This window comes from Levilactobacillus fujinensis, assembly GCF_003946335.1.
Taxonomy (GTDB): domain Bacteria; phylum Bacillota; class Bacilli; order Lactobacillales; family Lactobacillaceae; genus Levilactobacillus; species Levilactobacillus fujinensis.
The window spans coordinates 39,097-57,059 of the sequence record NZ_RHNX01000004.1 but is presented as its reverse complement, the minus strand read 5'-3'; the positions used below and the strand labels follow the sequence as shown (position 1 = coordinate 57,059).

Genomic DNA, 17,963 nt, shown 5'->3' with positions numbered 1-17,963 from the left:
TCATAATCACCATCTAAAAAAAGTCTGATTTTAAATTAGTCATTTTTGATGATGCGGAGGTGGAATCATGAGTGTTCCAATTATAATCCTCGCAATCATCGCTATCGTTGTTGGTGTTGTGGGCGGGTATTATTTTCGTAAATCTGTCCATGAACGCAAGCTAGATGCTGCCAAGTACACTGCTGAAGGTGTCTTGACGGAAGCCAAAAAGCAAGCTGAGACTGCTACTAAAGAGGCTTTACTTGAAGCCAAAGAGGACAGCCATAAGTATCGTGCAGAGGTCGAACAAGAGCTGAAAGAACGTCGTGCCGAAGTTCAGAAGCAAGAAGACCGATTGATTCAACGGGAAGAAACGTTAGACCGGAAGGATAACTCTCTGGAAAAGCGTGAGAATTCGTTGAACCGACGCGACAAAAAGCTTAGCGGTGAAGAACAGAATTTAGCTAAGAAGCAACAGCAAGCAGACTCACTGATTGAAAAACGCCAGGCAGCGGTCGAAGAAGTCGCTGCCTTATCCCAGGAAGATGCGCGTGACCTGATTATTTCAGAGGCTAAGAAGGCTCTGGCGGGTGAACGTGCCAAAATGATTAAAGAAAGCGAAGAGACGGCACGCAAGACGGCCCAGGCGAATGCCAAGGACTTGATTGTGTCTGCTATTCAAAGAAGTGCTGCCGATATGGTGACCGAGACAACGATTTCTGTTGTGACGTTGCCTAACGACGACATGAAAGGCCGGATTATCGGTCGTGAAGGGCGGAATATTCGGACGTTGGAGACGTTGACCGGAATTGATCTGATCATCGATGATACGCCTGAAGCCGTCGTTTTGAGTGGCTTCGATCCTTTACGGCGCGAAGTTGCCAAGATTGCCTTAGAGAAATTGATTCAAGACGGTCGGATTCATCCGGCACGGATTGAAGAAATGGTCGCAAAGGCCAAAAAAGAACTGGACGAACACGTCCGGGAGCTTGGCGAACAAGCAACCTTTGATCTCGGGATTCATTCGATGCATCCCGAATTGGTTAAGCTCGTTGGCCGCTTGAACTTCCGAATTTCCCATGGGCAAAACGCGTTGGCCCATTCAATTGAGGTTGCTAAGATCACTGGGGTCTTAGCGGCTGAACTAGGTGAGGATGTTACGTTAGCAAAACGTGCAGGATTATTACATGATATTGGCCGCGCTGCAGAGCATGAAGATGACAATTCTTACATTACAACTGGAACCGAACTGGCAAAGAAGTACCGGGAAAGTTCTGTTGTAGTCAATGCCATCGCTGCTCAGGCAGATCAAACGGCACCGCAATCCGTAATTGCGGAACTGGTTGGTACCGCTGATATGATTTCAGCCACCCGACCAGGCGCACGTTCTGATTCTCTCGAAAGTTACATTCATCGTTTGGACAAGTTGGAAACAATTGCCAACGCCTTCGATGGTGTTGATCATAGTTTTGCCATCCAAGCTGGACGTGAAGTGAGAGTTATTGTGCGGCCCGAGAAGATTTCCGATACGGATGCCGTTGTCTTGGCACGAGACATTAAGAAACAAATTGAAGAGGACCTGGATTACCCAGGCCACGTCAAAGTTTCCGTCATCCGGGAAGTCCGGTCAGTTGAATATGCGAAATAAGTCAGAGAAGCTAGGCCATCTTGGTCCTAGCTTTTTTACGTCAATCCACCTTATTTTCGTGTTTTGTTGCGATTGAACACCTCATAAGCCGAAAGCTAGAAATTCATGGTAAAATATAAGTTATTGCCGCTTGGCACGTTACACGTCATGTATTGCCGAGCTTATTTAAAATTAAAAATAGCGATGACGGGTGATCCGTCATCACAGTGAACTGGCTAAAGACCAGATGGGCCCAGTGGGGTCTAGATAGGGGAACGAAGATGCGAATTTTGTTTGTTGGTGACGTTGTTGGAAATATTGGTGTCGCCATGATTCATGAGTATTTACCACAGCTAAAGCGGGACCTAAAGCCACAGGTCACCATCGTTAATGGCGAGAACTCAACGCCTGTTGGCCGAGGAATCAGCCAGAGCATTTATAAGCAGATCCTTAAGGATGGTGCCGATGTTGTTACGATGGGGAATCATACTTGGGACAACGCCGAACTTTACGATTTCATCGGTGGTGCCAATCGTCTGGTGAGACCCGCTAACTTTCCTGGGGATACTCCTGGTCAGGGGTGGACGAAGGTAAAAGTAAATCAACAGGTCTTGGCCGTGGTCAATCTGCAGGGGCGGGTCTTTATGAATCCCATGGATGACCCCTTTGCCAAGATGAAGGCCTTGCTTCCCGAGTTAGACACGGACTTTGTCTTCGTCGACTTTCACGCTGAAACGACCAGTGAAAAGCGCGCCTTTGCCATGCGGTATGATGGTCAACTCTCGGCAGTCGTCGGGACCCACACGCACGTTCAGACCAGCGATGCCCAAGTCCTGCAGGGCGGAACTGCCTTTATGACCGAGGCCGGGATGACCGGGCCAGCTGATAGTGTTTTGGGGATGAAGTCGGATAGCGTCATCGAGCGCTTCGAAAATCAACGACCGACCCGTTACACGGTTCAAGAAGTCGGTCCCGGATTGTTATCCGGTGCCGTCATTGATCTCAACGATAAGACGGGGCATGCGACGAGCATTAAACCTATTTTGATCAGTCCACAACACCCGTATCAAAGCTAAGTTCTAACGGAAGGATGAACCATTTTTCATGACGAAAACGAACACAACGCCCATGATGGTGCAGTACCAAAAGATTAAGGACCAGTACCCCGATGCCTTTTTGTTTTACCGGCTCGGTGACTTCTATGAAATGTTTAACGAAGATGCCGTTAAGGGGTCACAGCTGTTGGAGCTGACATTGACGAGTCGTAGTCACAGCGCAAAAAATCCTATTCCCATGTGTGGGGTACCGCATAAGGCCGTACAAAGTTATATTGATATTTTGGTTGACCAGGGTTACAAGGTCGCTATTTGTGAGCAGATGGAGGATCCCAAGCTGGCCAAAGGTATGGTTAAGCGCGAAGTTATTCAGCTGGTCACGCCAGGAACCCAGACAGATACCGGTGCTGCAGGTGCTAAACGGAATAACTATTTGACCGCACTAACGATGGTGGCACCCGATCAATATGGATTTGCGTACACCGACCTGTCGACTGGAGAACTCAAGGCGGCCGAAATTTCCGATCGTGAAGCTGTCATCAATGAACTCATGAGTCTCCAGACCAAGGAGGTTGTGATTGATGACAGTGTTGGTGAGGACCTACAAGCGACAATGAAACAACTGAGCGTCATGATTTCCAAGCAACTTGAAATTCAGACCAGTTCAGAATTGAGTTACGTGGAACAGGATTTGACCACGGCTACGTTAAAACGAGTCGTTGGGGTGTTGGTCACCTACGTGACGGTAACACAGAAGCGTAGTTTAGCGCATTTACAGCGGGCAGTGGCTTACCAACCAACGGCCTTTTTGAAGATGGATCACTCCTCACAGACTAACTTAGAAATTACCCAGAATCTGCGAACCAAGAAAAAATCTGGAACCTTGTTGTGGCTGCTGGATGAAACAAAAACGGCGATGGGCGGGCGACTGCTCAAACAGTGGCTCGACCGTCCACTGATCAACCGACAGCAGATAGAAGACCGTCAAGCCAAGGTCGAGGCACTGCTCGACCACTACTTTGAACGCAATAGCTTGCAGGCTGAACTTGTTAAAGTCTATGACTTGGAGCGATTAGCTGGACGTGTGGCGTTTGGAAGCGTTAACGGACGGGATTTGATTCAACTGCAAACGTCGCTAGAGCAGGTGCCACAGATTCAGCATACGATTGAGGAGTTGGGGGATGCGGTCTTTGATAGCATGCTCAACAAGCTTGATCCCGTGACCGACGTGGCCGACGCGATTCGTGAAGCCATCGTTCCCGAACCACCGCTGTCCGTCGCAGATGGTGGCGTCATTCGCGACGGCTTCAACGCCCAGTTGGATGAATACCGTGACGCCATGCGTAACGGAAAAACCTGGTTGGCAGAAATGGAAGCTCACGAACGCGAAGTCACTGGTATTAACAATCTGAAGATTGGCTACAACCACGTCTTTGGCTACTACATTGAAGTGACGAAGGTCAACCTCGATAAGTTGCCTGCTGATCGTTATGAACGTAAACAGACATTGGCAAACGCTGAACGTTTCTCGACCCCCGAATTAAAAGAAAAGGAACAGTTGATCCTGGAGGCCGAAGAAAAATCGGTCACTCTGGAGTATCAGTTGTTTGTCGACCTACGTGAACAGATCAAGCAAGCCATTACGCGACTTCAGAAGTTGGCGGCGACGATTGCTAGTCTTGACGTCTTACAGAGCTTTGCCGTGGTTAGTGAAGACTACCACTTCGTAAAGCCAGTGCTTGTCAAAGGCCACCAATTGAAAATTAAGCAGGGACGGCACCCAGTCGTTGAAAAAGTCTTGGGTCGTCAATCCTATGTGCCTAATGATGTGACGATGGATGATCAGACCAATATTTTGCTGATTACCGGGCCCAACATGTCTGGAAAGAGTACCTACATGCGGCAACTCGCATTGACGGTCATTATGGCACAGATGGGCTGTTTCGTTCCGGCCGAATCCGCTGAAATGCCGATCTTCGACCAGATTTTCACACGGATCGGGGCAGCTGATGACTTAATCTCCGGGCAGAGTACCTTCATGGTTGAGATGCAGGAGGCCAATCACGCCCTGAGTCAAGCCACGGCCAACAGTCTAATTTTATTTGATGAGATTGGACGTGGGACCGCGACTTACGATGGGATGGCGTTAGCCCAAGCTATCATTGAATATGTCCATAACCGGGTTCACGCCAAGACTTTGTTCTCCACACACTATCATGAATTAACGGCTCTGGAGACCTCCCTAAAGCAACTTCGTAATGTTCACGTTGGCGCAGTTGAACGCGATGGTGATCTGGTCTTCTTGCATCAAATGCAACCGGGTCCCGCGGACAAATCGTATGGGATTCATGTGGCTAAATTAGCTGGGATGCCCGACAGTCTCTTGCAACGAGCCGATGTCATCTTACGTGGCTTGGAGCAGGAAGCTAAGGAAAAGCCGGCAGTGGCAGCGATAACGGCGACTCCTGTCGCTGCGTCAGCCCCTGCGGAAGCTGACGTATCAGAAGCAGCAGGGACTGACACACCCCTAGTAGCACAACAACCGGTGGAATCAGAAATCCCCGAGTCAGAGGCAGATCAACAATTGTCTCTGTTTACGGACGAACCGGAGTTGAATCCGGCGCAAGCAAAGATTTTGGCCCAGTTAAAGGACCTTAATCTGATGGGGATGACGCCGATGGCAATTATGAATCAAGTTTATCAGTGGCAGCAAAAGCTGTCGAAATAGTGTAGAAAGGAGGGGGCGTTATGGCTAAAATCCATGAACTAGCGTCGGTATTGGCCGACCAAATTGCGGCGGGTGAAGTGGTTGAACGACCCGCTTCCGTTGTCAAAGAATTGGTTGAAAATGCGGTCGATGCCCACAGCACCCAAATCGACATTACGGTCGAAGAAGCTGGCCTACAGCGTATCAGCGTGGTCGATGATGGGGATGGTATTGCCGATGAGGATGCCGAGATGGCGTTCAAACGCCATGCCACCAGTAAAATCACCAATCGGCGAGACCTCTTTCGTATCAAATCACTTGGATTCCGTGGTGAGGCGTTGCCTAGCATTGCCTCCGTGGCTGACGTTACGCTCACGACCTCAACGGGTAGCGTGGGAACCTTGATTCACAACGTCGGTGGCATTATCAAGGAACACACCGCTGCTGAGGCACGTAAGGGGACGACCGTGACGGTCAAGGACCTCTTTGGCAACGTGCCGGCGCGGTTGAAATATTTGAAGTCACCGGCAACGGAGCTGGCGCGGATCACGGACATCGTGAACCGGTTGGCGTTGAGTTACCCCAATATTGCTTTTTCTCTGGTCCATAACGGACGTGAACTCACGCGGACGGCTGGTCGTGGGGACCTACAACAGGTGATTGCTGGCATCTATGGTGTTCAGAATGCCCGGAAGATGGTTGCTATCAATGGTCAGAATCAGGACTTTCAGGTCAAGGGGTATGTGAGCTTGCCGGAGCTGACACGCGCTAGTCGGCAATACATTTCACTCCTGTTAAACGGTCGCTACATCCACAATTTTCAGCTTAGTAAGGCATTGGTTGCAGGCTATGGGTCAAAGCTCATGGTGGGTCGCTACCCAGTGGCCGTCTTGGATATCACGATGGATCCGCTGTTGGTCGATGTGAACGTTCACCCGACCAAGCAGGAGGTCCGTATTAGTCAGGAACCAGAGCTGACCAAGCTGATTCAGGAGACTGTGTTTAAACGGTTATCGCAGGAAAATTTGATTCCCGATGTTTTCAGTGAAATGCCACAAAATAAGCATGAAGCTTCGACGACGGATCAATTGACTATGGCGTTGAATGACGTTTCCGCGAAATATGACATGTCGACCATGCCAACGTCAATGTCGTCTATGACGCCGCTCCCGCAAATATCAACGCCAGCACCAGAGGAATCCGCTGCGGCCGCTCCCCAGCCAGCAACGGCTGCGGGGCCACAACCGCTGCAGACACCAGAAGAGGTGCCAGTTGCGCCAGTCGTTATTCACAATCGAACCGATTTCAATCAACCTGCCGTTCAGGCGTTTGACGCCAAGTATCGAACTGAGCGGGTTGCGGCCCCCTTAGGTGGTTCCGCAATCAAACACGAACCGGTACCGGAAACCACATCAGTCGCTCTGGATCATCCGATTCCAGAACAACGGTTTCCGCAATTGCGGTATCTGGGACAGGTCCACGGCACATATCTATTGGCCGAAGCCGATGATGGCCTGTATCTGGTCGACCAACACGCGGCTCAAGAACGGGTCAACTATGAATTCTATCGGCAAGCCATCGGTGAAGTTAGCAACGATGAACAGAAATTATTGGTACCGATCGTCTTGGATTATCCGACTACGGACATTTTGGAACTCACGAACCATTTGGAGACACTGGCGACGGTCGGTATCCATTTGGAATCGTTTGGACCCAATAGCCTCATCGTCCATGAACATCCAACCTGGTTTAAGGCCGGGCAGGAGACTGATACGATTAAGGAAATGATTGATTGGGTCCTAAAGGACGGGAAGATTTCTGTTGCGGCCTTCCGTGAAAAAACGGCCATCATGATGAGTTGTAAGCGGGCCATCAAGGCCAATCACCATCTGGACGACCAACAGGCACGGGCTTTGCTGAAGAAGTTGGCAACGGCTGAAAATCCGTTCAATTGCCCACATGGTCGGCCCGTACTAGTGCATTTGACGGACCAGGATCTCGAGAAGCTGTTCAAACGGATTCAGGATCCGCATCACAGTGGGGATGACTGGGGAGAGTAAACTGATTCCAGGGATTCTGTCTGTTACGGGGGAACATCTGCAGTCTAAGAAGCGGGCTTTTGGCTCATCTGCAAGCCTCGAAAAACGTGAGTCTCTCAGGCCGCTCGCCGACGTGGGCTGGAAAATATCCTAAGTCACGTTGGCGACACAGCTGGCTACCTTCGGCTTACAACGCGTTCTGGGGTGTTAACCCGGTGGCACACAAACTATCTGGCTAGATTCACAACGGATTGGGAGCTACACAGCAACCGTAACGTCCTTTGAAGTCACTTCGGAGTTACCGTGTAAGCCGGTAAGGCGAGGCAATTACCAAGTTGTCGATAACCAATATGAATTTTCAACCTTCAGTTGTCGGTTTGAGCGGACAGTGTGGTACAATTTGAAGAGCAAACATATGTTTTCTTAAAGGAGATTAACTGGCATGTACGAATACCTTCACGGAACGGTAGCGGCCGTTTATCCGGATCACGTGGTGATCGATGTGAACGGTGTGGGGTACTTGGTCAATACGGCCAACCCCTACCGTTACGCGGCCAACGACGACCCGATTACCATCTACGTTTACCAAGCGGTCAGTGACTCTGCACAGACACTGTACGGTTTCGTGGATTACGCGGAAAAACAATTATTTTTAAAATTGATCAACGTTAACGGAATTGGTCCGAAGAGTGCTTTAGCAATTTTGGCTAATCCAGACCATCAAGGCCTGATGTTAGCGATTAAGACCAATGACGTCAGTTTTTTGACGAAGTTTCCTGGCGTTGGGAAGAAGACCGCTGGGCAAATCGTCTTGGACTTACAAGGGAAGCTAGATGATCTGGATCCGGCTGGCAGCGCCGACCTCTTCACACCAGAAGTGGCTGGCAGTACTGGGGATAATCCAAAGTTAGACGATGCGATTGCGGCATTAAACGCCTTGGGATACAAGGAAGCCGCCGTAAAAAAGATTTTGCCACAGCTTAAACAGACGGCGAGTCAGACCACGAATGACTATCTGAGTGCCGGCTTGAAACTGCTAACGAAGTAACGCGAAGGGAGGAATTTTAATGGCCGATGATGACCGTCTCGTTTCACCCGAACCAGAAGATGGAAACGAAGATTCAATTGAAAAGTCGCTCCGGCCGCAGACATTGGCTCAGTACATTGGCCAGGAGCCCATTAAGCATGAATTGCGCGTCTACATTCAAGCAGCCAAACAACGGGAAGAGTCCTTAGACCACGTGTTACTGTACGGGCCCCCCGGCTTAGGAAAAACGACGCTAGCCATGGTGATCGCCAATGAAATGGGCGTGCATATTCGGACGACCAGTGGTCCGGCCATTGAAAAACCGGGCGACCTGGTTGCGTTACTCAACGAGTTACAACCGGGCGACATTCTCTTTATTGATGAAATTCACCGCCTGCCGAAGATCGTTGAGGAAATGCTGTACTCAGCAATGGAGGATTTTTACATCGATATCGTGGTCGGGCAAGGGCCAACTGCCCATCCCGTTCACTTTCCGTTACCGCCGTTTACCCTGATTGGGGCAACGACACGTGCCGGGTTGTTGTCATCACCACTGCGGGATCGGTTTGGAATCGTCGAACACATGGCGTACTATCAAACCAACGATCTTCAGGAGATCGTCTTACGTTCCGCAGATATCTTTGACACGACGATTGCAACTGAAGGGGCCCATGAGATTGCGTTACGTTCTCGCGGAACGCCACGGATTGCGAACCGTCTTTTGAAACGGATTCGTGATTTCGCGGAAGTTTCTCCGGATCACTCGATGATCGACGTCGAAATTGTCAATCATGCGTTGTCTCTGTTGCGGGTCGATTCGGCCGGACTGGATTCGACCGACATCAAGCTATTGGAAACCATGATCGATTATTACGATGGAGGACCCGTTGGCTTGAATACGCTCGCCGCTAACGTGGGTGAGGAGACGGAGACCGTGGCCGCCATGTATGAACCGTATCTACTACAACGTGGGTATTTGAAACGCACCGCGCGTGGACGGGTTGTCACCGCTGCTGGTTACAAGCATCTTGGTCGTACCTTGCCGGAAGATAATCGTGGTTAGGCCCACGTTATTTTTAAAAATAATAGCGATAATGCCGAACATCTGAAGATTTTTTAGAAATAATTGGACGGATTCCCTGGATTCTGGTAAAGTTGTCCAATAGATAGGATACGAAGGAGTGTAAGATATATGGGTGGACAATACTCAACTTTAATTATTTTAGTGGTCTTCTTAGGTTTAATGTATTTCTTAATGTTACGACCACAACAAAAGCAACAAAAGAAACACCGGGACATGATGAGTGATTTAAAGAAGGGCGACCACGTGGTAACAATTGGTCGCTTGCACGGTGTGATTGATGAAATCAACGAAGCCGACAAGACGGTGACGTTGGATTGCGATGGTATCTACTTGGTCTTTGACCTGCGGGCCATCTCTAGTGTCACGTCGCAAGCACCAGCCGCTGTTACCGCACCAGTTGCTGCTAGCGAAGCTGCTACAAAGGAAGAACCTGCTGACGACGCCAGTGCTGCTAGTGCTGCTGAAGAACCAGCTAGTGAAGCTGCTGCCAGTGAAGCATCTGCTGACGACGCGGACGATTCCGAAGCGAATAAATAAGTTTATGAGAAAGTGGTTCCCGTTGCGGGCGACCGCTTTTTTTTAAACCCAAAAATGGGCGACCTTTTGATTGAGAACAAACGCGTGTTCGATTATAATCTAAATAGTAATAAAAACTGTGATGGTGCATTATGGCTGCCAGAAATTACGGCCGGCAAGACGGATAGGCGCTAGCGTTGCCAATTGAACGATTACTTAAGTATTTAAACGATGTAGCCAATAAGAAGGTGATCCGGATGGTACCGGAACAATTTACGCAACGAAAAATTATTCATGTGGATATGGATGCCTTTTATGCGTCCATTGAGGAAAGGGACCATCCGGAGTTCAAGCACCACCCACTGATTATTGCCCGAGATCCACGGAAAACGGGCGGCCGCGGCGTCGTCACCACGGCGAATTATGTGGCTCGCCAAGCCGGGGTGCACTCGGCGATGAATGCTAATGAGGCACTGAAGTTAAGCCCCAACGCTATCTTTCAGGAGCCAAATTTCCCCTTATACCGGCAGATTTCGGATCAGATTCATGCTATTTTTCACGAATACACGGATAAGATCGAACCAGTGGCGTTTGATGAAGCCTATTTGGACGTTACGGAGAATAAGCATCACATGCATTCTGCGGTGCAGGTAGCCCATGCCATCCAAGCCGAAATTTATGATAAAACGCACCTCACGTGTTCGACGGGAATCTCGTACAGTAAATTTTTAGCCAAGGAGGCCTCCGATTTTCGCAAACCAGTGGGCGTCTGTGTGATTTTACCGGAAGATGCCCACGATTTTTTGATGCGGTTGCCGATTGAACGCTTTCGGGGCGTAGGAAAGAAGACCGTGCCTAAGATGCATGACTTGGGGATTCACAATGGCGCTGATCTTTACCAGCGGCCACAGTTGACGTTGATTCATGACTTTGGTAAATTCGGTTACATTCTCTATCAGCGAGTGCGCGGTATTGATGATCGACCCGTCGAGTATCAGCGTGAACGCAAGTCGATTGGCAAGGAACGCACGTATGGCCCGCCCTTACAAACACTCGGCGAAGTGGAAAATCAGTTACAAAGGCTGGCTGAAATGGTGGCCGTGACGGTTAAACAGAAACAGCGACATGGCAAGACACTAGTCTTAAAGTTACGAGACAGTGAGTTCAACACAATCACTAAGCGGGTGACCCAAGCCGATTTTTTGGAAAATGACCCGCAAGTTTATTATGATTTAGCCTTAGAGCTCTACCACAGTGTGGCTGCCGATGATGAGCAGGTCCGTTTACTGGGCATCACGATTACGGGACTAGCTGCACAGACATTTGAGAACGTTCGTCTGCCACTGTTTGGCCAAAGCTAAAGAATGAATTTATCGTTTTAGGTGGCCGGACGCTTTTTTCAACGTTAGGTGTTGTCGCGTTGAGATTGACCAAGTATCTGTTTTGGCCAGAAAGTTGAAAGTCAGATTGTACACATTACTCTTACAACGGTAAGCGTTATTACCACTAATTAGTGATAATGGCCGCACGCCAGCTGCCAGCTAATCGTCCCTGGGAACATTCTTTTTCAGATAGTCGCAGACTTTCTTTGAAATTACCCGCTAAAACTTGTATACTGAAACGCGGTATCGACGCGTCTTGGTCGAAAAATCGGATAGAAAACGGGTGAACTATATGGCCATTGAAGTTGCCATTTTAGAAGAAATTAAAAAGTATCAAACGATTATTATTCACCGTCACCAACGGCCTGACCCCGACTGTATCGGGGCTCAGCTGGCTTTACGGGACATTTTACAAGCAAGCTTTCCGGACAAGAAGGTCTTAGCCGTCGGAAAACACTACCCGGGCTTTGACTGGATGGGTCAAGCCGACCAAGACGTGGTGGATGAAGTTTATCACGGGGCGTTAGTGATCGTTGTGGACACGGCTAACCAACCACGGGTAGATGATGAACGGTGGTCCACGGGGGCTGCTGTTATTAAAATCGACCACCATCCCAATGACGATGCCTTTGGGGATATTCAGTGGGTCTTGGATCAAGCATCTAGTACTTCTGAAATTATTTACGATTGGTTTGCGAAGAATGAATCGGAATTGACGATGCCGGACGATGCTGCGCGGTTACTTTACGCGGGTATCATCGGGGATACTGGGCGCTTCATGTACCCAGCCACTTCGGCGAACACCTTTGCCGTTGCCAGCAAGTTACTCGGTTATGACTTCTCGATGACGACCGTTAATCAGGCCGAAGATGAGATCTCACCAGCCATGGCGCGGCTGTCCGCTTACGTTTACCAGAACTTAGAAATTTTGCCTAGTGGGGCGGCTTACTTGAAGCTGACCGATGAAATTGTGGAATCATTCGGCCTCGCTGCCAGTGATTCGACCTCTGCCGTTGTGCCATTACCCGGTAAAATCACATCGGTCGTTGCTTGGGCTATCTTCGTTGAGGCTAAGGACAAGACGTTCCGCATTCGGTTGCGGTCCAAGGGTCCTTCTATCAACGGATTAGCTAAGAACCACGGTGGGGGCGGTCACGCGCTCGCCAGTGGTGCCACCGCCCATGATCAGGCTGAAATTGACCAGGTTATCCACGAACTCGATGAAGTCGTGGCTAGCGATAAAGGAGAAAATGAATGACCGCAGATTTTAAAGAGTTTAAGTTGCAGCCGTACTTGATGACGGCCCTGCATAAGATTGGGTTCACAACACCCACTAAGGTTCAAGAAAAATTGATTCCCGTGATTGCTGCGGGGAAGGATGTTGTCGGCCAATCCCAAACTGGGAGTGGGAAGACGCATACGTTCTTGTTGCCCATTTTTAACCAGTTAACGTCAGAAAATCAGGTTCAGGCAGTGATTACTACCCCTAGCCGTGAACTTGCTTACCAGATTCATACGGCTGCTGAACAGTTGGCTGCCGAAGCGCCATTTGAGATCCGGATTGGGAACTATGTTGGGGGGACCGACAAGCAGCGTCAAATCAATAAGTTACGCCATTATCAACCCCAACTGATTATTGGGACTCCAGGTCGTGTGCTGGACTTGATCCAATCACAAGCATTGGATGTGCATACGACACGGCAGTTTGTGGTCGATGAAGCCGACATGACGTTGGACTTAGGATTCTTGGACCAAGTCGATAAGATTGCTGGACGGATGCCTAAGAAACTCCAAATGATGGTCTTCTCCGCAACCATTCCGCAACGGCTCGATCCGTTCTTGAAAAAGTACATGAACCATCCCGTCATCGAAGAGATTCCGTCCGCAACGATTATCTCGGACACCATCGATAACTGGTTGATTTCTACTAAGGGTCAAAATAAGAACCAGCTGATTTACCAATTGATCACGATGGGGGAACCTTATCTGGTTCTGATATTTGCCAACACCAAGACGCGGGTTGAACAGATTCACGACTTCTTGCAGGCACAGGGCATGAAGGTCGCTATGATTCACGGGGGCATTAAGCCGCGTGAACGGAAACGGGTCATGCGTGAAGTGAAGAACCTTCAGTATCAGTTTGTTGTGGCGACCGATCTGGCTGCTCGAGGAATTGATATCGAAGGGGTCTCCCACGTCATTAACGATGATATTCCAGAAGACCTCGACTTCTTCGTCCACCGAGTTGGTCGGACGGGTCGCCAGGGAATGCCTGGTACGGCGATTACCCTGTACGCACCGGGTGAAGAGGCCAGAATTGCTGAGATTGAAGCAATGGGCATTAAGTTCCAGCCTAAGCGAATCAGTAACAATGAGATTGTCGACTCCTATGACCGGAATCGACGGACTCAACGGCGGAAGAGTACCGAAAAGCTTGACCCGACACTGATCGGTTTCGTTATGAAAAAGAAGCGCAAGATCAAGCCGGGTTACAAGCACCAAATCAAGCAGGAAATCCATCGGAAAAAGGATCAAGAGCGGCGAATTGCCCAACGTCAGGATGCTCGTAATGAGCGGAAGCGGCGGAAGCGTGAGTCAGACCGTTACCAATAAACGATCGAACTCATGAAAAGGGCACCGACTGATTGACAAGCCGGCACCCGCCACCTATAATTTCAAGTGGACAATTAAATATAGCTTTGAGGACATACCCTTGAATCGTGATTTTCAGAAACGTTTTGGCTGCTGTGAAAAACGAATCAGGATTCAAGCGGTGCTCCCTCAGTTTCATCGCGACTCAGCGTTATGAGTTTAAGAGGTTAACGATTAAAACATCGTTGCAAGTAGAGTGGTACCGCGCTTCGGCGTCTCTGCAGGCAACGGTGTTTTTGACATTTTTTTGGAGGTTATTGAGAGATGAAAGAGCTAACAAGTAGTCAAATTCGTCAAATGTACCTCGACTTTTTTAAGTCGAAGGGCCACACCATCGAACCAAGTGCGTCACTCGTGCCTAAGGATGATCCATCTTTGCTGTGGATCAACTCTGGGGTTGCCACGATGAAGAAGTATTTTTCTGGACAAGTTGTTCCAGAAAATCCGCGTCTAACCAGCTCACAAAAGAGTATTCGGACCAATGATATTGAAAATGTGGGGAAGACCGCTCGGCACCACACGTTATTCGAAATGTTGGGGAACTTTTCCGTCGGGGACTACTTCAAGAAGGAAGCCATTACTTGGGCGTGGGAGCTGCTCACATCGCCGGATTGGTTCGGTTGGGATCCAGAGAAGCTGTACATGACGGTTTACCCTAAGGATACTGATGCCAAAGCCGACTGGGAAGCTGCTGGTGTTGCGCCAGACCATATCATTCCCGTTGAAGACAACTTCTGGGATATTGGTGAGGGGCCTTCGGGTCCAGACTCCGAAATTTTCTATGATCGTGGTGAAACTTTCAATAATTTAGCTGATGATGATCCTGAAAACTATCCTGGTGGTGAAAACGAACGGTACCTCGAAGTTTGGAACATTGTGTTCTCTCAGTTTAATCATGAGCCAGATGGCAGCTACAAGCCATTGCCACGGAAGAACATTGATACGGGGATGGGTCTCGAACGGGTCGTTTCTATTTTTCAAAACGCGCGGACGAACTTTGAAACCGACTTGTTCATGCCAATTATCGAGAAAACCGCTGAACTCAGTGACGGCAAGACTTACGGTGCCAATAAGGAAGATGATGTGTCCTTTAAAGTGATCGCCGACCATGCACGGGCCATTACCTTTGCCATCGGTGACAGCGCTCTGCCTAGTAACGAAGGTCGCGGGTACGTTATCCGCCGGCTGATTCGGCGGGCCATCGTAAATGGCCAAAAGTTGGGCATCAAGGGAGCCTTCTTGGACCAATTAGTACCAGTTGTTGGTCAAATTATGCAATCTTACTACCCAGATGTTTTGAAACAAGCCGATTACATCGCCAAGGTCGTGCGTTCCGAAGAAGACCGTTTTGGCGAAACACTAGATGGTGGGTTAACGTTGCTGAACAGTTTGATTGCCGACTTGAAGAAACAGGGTGGTACTCAAATCGACGGCGCCGACGCCTTTAAGCTTTACGATACGTACGGGTTCCCGGTTGAGCTTACCGAAGAATATGCGGATGATGAAGGAATCACGGTCGATGTTGACGGTTTCAAAGCAGAAATGCAGAAACAAAAGGACCGTGCCCGTAATGCCCGGGGTAAACAAACGGCAATGGGGCTGCAGCATGATCTCTTAATCAACGTGAAGACACCAAGCCAATACGTGGGGTATACACAGTTGACCACGACCAGCAAACTGACGGAACTTGTCGTTGATGACCAGTTGGCCGATGAAGCAACGACTGGCACCGTTGAGGCTATGTTCGACACAACGCCGTTTTACGCCGAAATGGGTGGTCAAGTTGCTGACAAGGGTGATGTCTTGGACGCAGACGGGCACGTGGTTGCGCACGTTGCCGACGTGCAACATGCGCCAAACGGTCAAAATCTGCACACGCTAACGGTTGTTGCACCGTTAAAGAAGGGTGCCACATACCAATTGAAGGTCGATACGGTCTTCCATAGTAAAGTCGAGAAGAACCATACGGCGACTCATTTGTTGGACAAGGCTTTACGTGAGGTCTTTGGTGAACACACCCAGCAGGCTGGCTCGCTAGTTGAAGGCGACTACCTGCGGTTTGACTTTACTCACTTTGGGCAGGTTGACCCTGCTGATTTAGCTAAGGCCGAAGCCATCGTTAACGAGAAGATTTTCGCAGAGCTTCCCGTAACGACGGTCGAAACCGACATTGAATCCGCTAAGAAGATGGGTGCCATCGCGTTGTTTAGCGAAAAGTACGGCAAGCTGGTCCGGGTTGTGAGTGCTGGCGATTTTGTCACTGAATTCTGCGGTGGGAACCACGTGAAGAACACCAATGAAATTGGTCTCTTCAAGATTACGTCCGAATCCGGTGTGGGTGCCGGTGTTCGGCGGATTGAGGCCGTGACCTCAGGGGCAGCCTATCGGTACCTACATGACCACGATGACATTTTGCACGCCGTAGCGGCTGATTTAAAGGTCACTCAGGTGAGTGAAGTGGCATCAAAGGTATCTGCCTTACAAGCTCAAGTTAAGAGCTTAGAGCAAAAGCAAGCGGCCTTAGAAGGCAAATTGGCAAGCCAAGAAGCCAGCGCAGTCTTCGACAAGGTTACCGAAGCCGGCAACTACAAGCTGATTAACGGGACCGTTCAAGTCTCCAAGATGGACCAACTGCGGGCCCTTGCCGATACTTGGCGTGAACAAGCCTTATCCGACGTGTTGGTTTTAGGTGCCGAAGTGAATGGTAAGGCTAACCTAATTGTTGCGGTTAGCGCTGATAAGCAAAAGCAAGTTAAGGCTGGTGACTTAATCAAAGCAATTTCGCCAAAGATCAATGGTGGCGGCGGCGGTCGGCCAAACCTGGCCCAAGCCGGTGGGAAGAACCCAGCGGGCTTGCCGGATGCCATGACGGCCGCAGTCGATTGGTTGAAAGCACAAGACTAGCCGCGTTTTAGAACCAACATAAAATAGAATGAAAATAGGCGTTGTGGCGGGACTGATGGAGAAGTGGTCAGAACTACACAGCGTCTATTTAGTTATCATCGTAGCTAATTGAGGACTACACTTAAGTTGGAACGGTGATGGGCCATTTTACGACAACAACCTCATGGTGAAATGGTTGCAGTATTACGAATAGATTACATTGGGGGTCGTCCGTTGTAGTTTATCCGTCAATCGAGTAAAATTGAGGCTAAGTGAGGAAGTGCGGGGGTGTTTTATAGTGAGTTCATTAGACAAAACGATGTATTTTGACTTTGGGGCTAACCAACCAAAGGATGTTCACGATACACTGGTAACGGTTTATCAAGCACTAGAGGAAAAGGGTTATAACCCAATTAATCAGATTGTCGGGTACCTACTATCGGGCGATCCTGCGTATATTCCACGCATCAATGACGCGCGGAACTTAATTCGCAAGCATGAGCGTGATGAGATCATCGAAGAACTGGTTCGGGTTTACTTGAACCAGAATGGACCGGTGAAACCGTCATGAAATTAATGGGGTTAGACGTAGGATCCCGGACCGTAGGGATTGCAATTAGTGACGCTCTGGGCTGGACAGCTCAGGGAATCGAGATTATTCCAATCAACGAAGAGGAAAAGGTCTTTGGGTTGGACCGCGTGGCTGAGCTCGTTGAGGAACGTGACGTGCAAGGCTTTGTCGTGGGTCTACCGAAGAACATGAACAATTCGTTGGGGCCCCGGGCGGCAGCATCGCAGCATTACGGTGAGATGTTGACCGACCAGTTTGGTCTGCCCGTCGACTTTGAAGACGAGCGGTTGACAACCGTTGAAGCGGAGCGTATGTTAGTGGAACAAGCTGATACGTCGCGCCGGAAACGGAAAAAAGTGATTGATAAATTAGCAGCCGGGTTAATTCTGCAGAACTATTTAGATCGGCACGGAAAATTGACCCGAGAAAAGTGAGGTTTCC

Annotated in this window: 13 protein-coding genes; all 13 read left to right on the top strand. The window is 49.4% G+C overall.

Features of this window, described 5'->3' with window-relative positions; all coding sequences use genetic code 11:
• The first annotated feature begins 67 nt into the window (after window positions 1–67).
• The 13 genes from rny (at window position 68) to ruvX (ending at window position 17,956) form a co-directional block, all read left to right on the top strand.
• On the top strand, window positions 68–1,627 hold the full coding sequence (rny, locus tag EKM89_RS02465; protein ID WP_048732102.1) for a ribonuclease Y: 1,560 nt from the start codon (window positions 68–70) through the stop codon (window positions 1,625–1,627).
• A gap of 260 nt (window positions 1,628–1,887) precedes the next feature.
• Window positions 1,888–2,682, top strand: coding sequence for a TIGR00282 family metallophosphoesterase (locus EKM89_RS02460; protein WP_125685581.1), 795 nt, complete (start codon window positions 1,888–1,890; stop codon window positions 2,680–2,682).
• A 28-nt stretch (window positions 2,683–2,710) separates the two neighbouring features.
• Entirely contained in the window at window positions 2,711–5,389 is a 2,679-nt protein-coding gene (gene mutS, locus EKM89_RS02455; protein WP_125685580.1) for a DNA mismatch repair protein MutS, read from the top strand.
• A gap of 20 nt (window positions 5,390–5,409) precedes the next feature.
• Window positions 5,410–7,428 carry a DNA mismatch repair endonuclease MutL gene (mutL, locus tag EKM89_RS02450; RefSeq protein WP_125685579.1) on the top strand — a complete coding sequence of 673 codons (2,019 nt, stop codon included), beginning with the start codon at window positions 5,410–5,412 and terminating at the stop codon, window positions 7,426–7,428.
• Window positions 7,429–7,849: 421 nt separating this feature from the next.
• Complete coding sequence (ruvA, locus tag EKM89_RS02445) at window positions 7,850–8,455, top strand: Holliday junction branch migration protein RuvA (protein ID WP_125685578.1); 606 nt, start codon at window positions 7,850–7,852, stop codon at window positions 8,453–8,455.
• A gap of 19 nt (window positions 8,456–8,474) precedes the next feature.
• Window positions 8,475–9,497 carry a Holliday junction branch migration DNA helicase RuvB gene (gene ruvB / locus EKM89_RS02440; protein WP_125685577.1) on the top strand — a complete coding sequence of 341 codons (1,023 nt, stop codon included), beginning with the start codon at window positions 8,475–8,477 and terminating at the stop codon, window positions 9,495–9,497.
• 129 nt (window positions 9,498–9,626) lie between these two features.
• The gene (yajC, locus tag EKM89_RS02435; RefSeq protein ID WP_125685576.1) at window positions 9,627–10,055 is read left to right on the top strand and encodes a preprotein translocase subunit YajC; all 429 of its coding nucleotides are present in this window, start codon (window positions 9,627–9,629) and stop codon (window positions 10,053–10,055) included.
• A 236-nt stretch (window positions 10,056–10,291) separates the two neighbouring features.
• On the top strand, window positions 10,292–11,395 hold the full coding sequence (dinB, locus tag EKM89_RS02430; RefSeq protein ID WP_125685646.1) for a DNA polymerase IV: 1,104 nt from the start codon (window positions 10,292–10,294) through the stop codon (window positions 11,393–11,395).
• A 313-nt stretch (window positions 11,396–11,708) separates the two neighbouring features.
• Window positions 11,709–12,674, top strand: coding sequence for a DHH family phosphoesterase (locus EKM89_RS02425; protein WP_125685575.1), 966 nt, complete (start codon window positions 11,709–11,711; stop codon window positions 12,672–12,674).
• Complete coding sequence (locus tag EKM89_RS02420; protein ID WP_125685574.1) at window positions 12,671–14,029, top strand: DEAD/DEAH box helicase; 1,359 nt, start codon at window positions 12,671–12,673, stop codon at window positions 14,027–14,029. Before EKM89_RS02425 ends, EKM89_RS02420 begins: the two co-directional genes overlap by 4 nt.
• Before the next feature lie 303 nt (window positions 14,030–14,332).
• Window positions 14,333–16,972, top strand: a complete 2,640-nt coding sequence (gene alaS / locus EKM89_RS02415) for an alanine--tRNA ligase (RefSeq protein WP_125685573.1) — start codon at window positions 14,333–14,335, stop codon at window positions 16,970–16,972.
• Window positions 16,973–17,249: 277 nt separating this feature from the next.
• The gene (locus EKM89_RS02410; protein ID WP_020088343.1) at window positions 17,250–17,522 is read left to right on the top strand and encodes an IreB family regulatory phosphoprotein; all 273 of its coding nucleotides are present in this window, start codon (window positions 17,250–17,252) and stop codon (window positions 17,520–17,522) included.
• Window positions 17,519–17,956: a Holliday junction resolvase RuvX gene (gene ruvX, locus EKM89_RS02405; protein WP_125685572.1), complete on the top strand. Its 438-nt coding sequence runs from the start codon at window positions 17,519–17,521 to the stop codon at window positions 17,954–17,956. The genes EKM89_RS02410 and ruvX overlap by 4 nt, the downstream gene beginning before the upstream one ends.
• The last annotated feature ends 7 nt before the right edge of the window (window positions 17,957–17,963 follow it).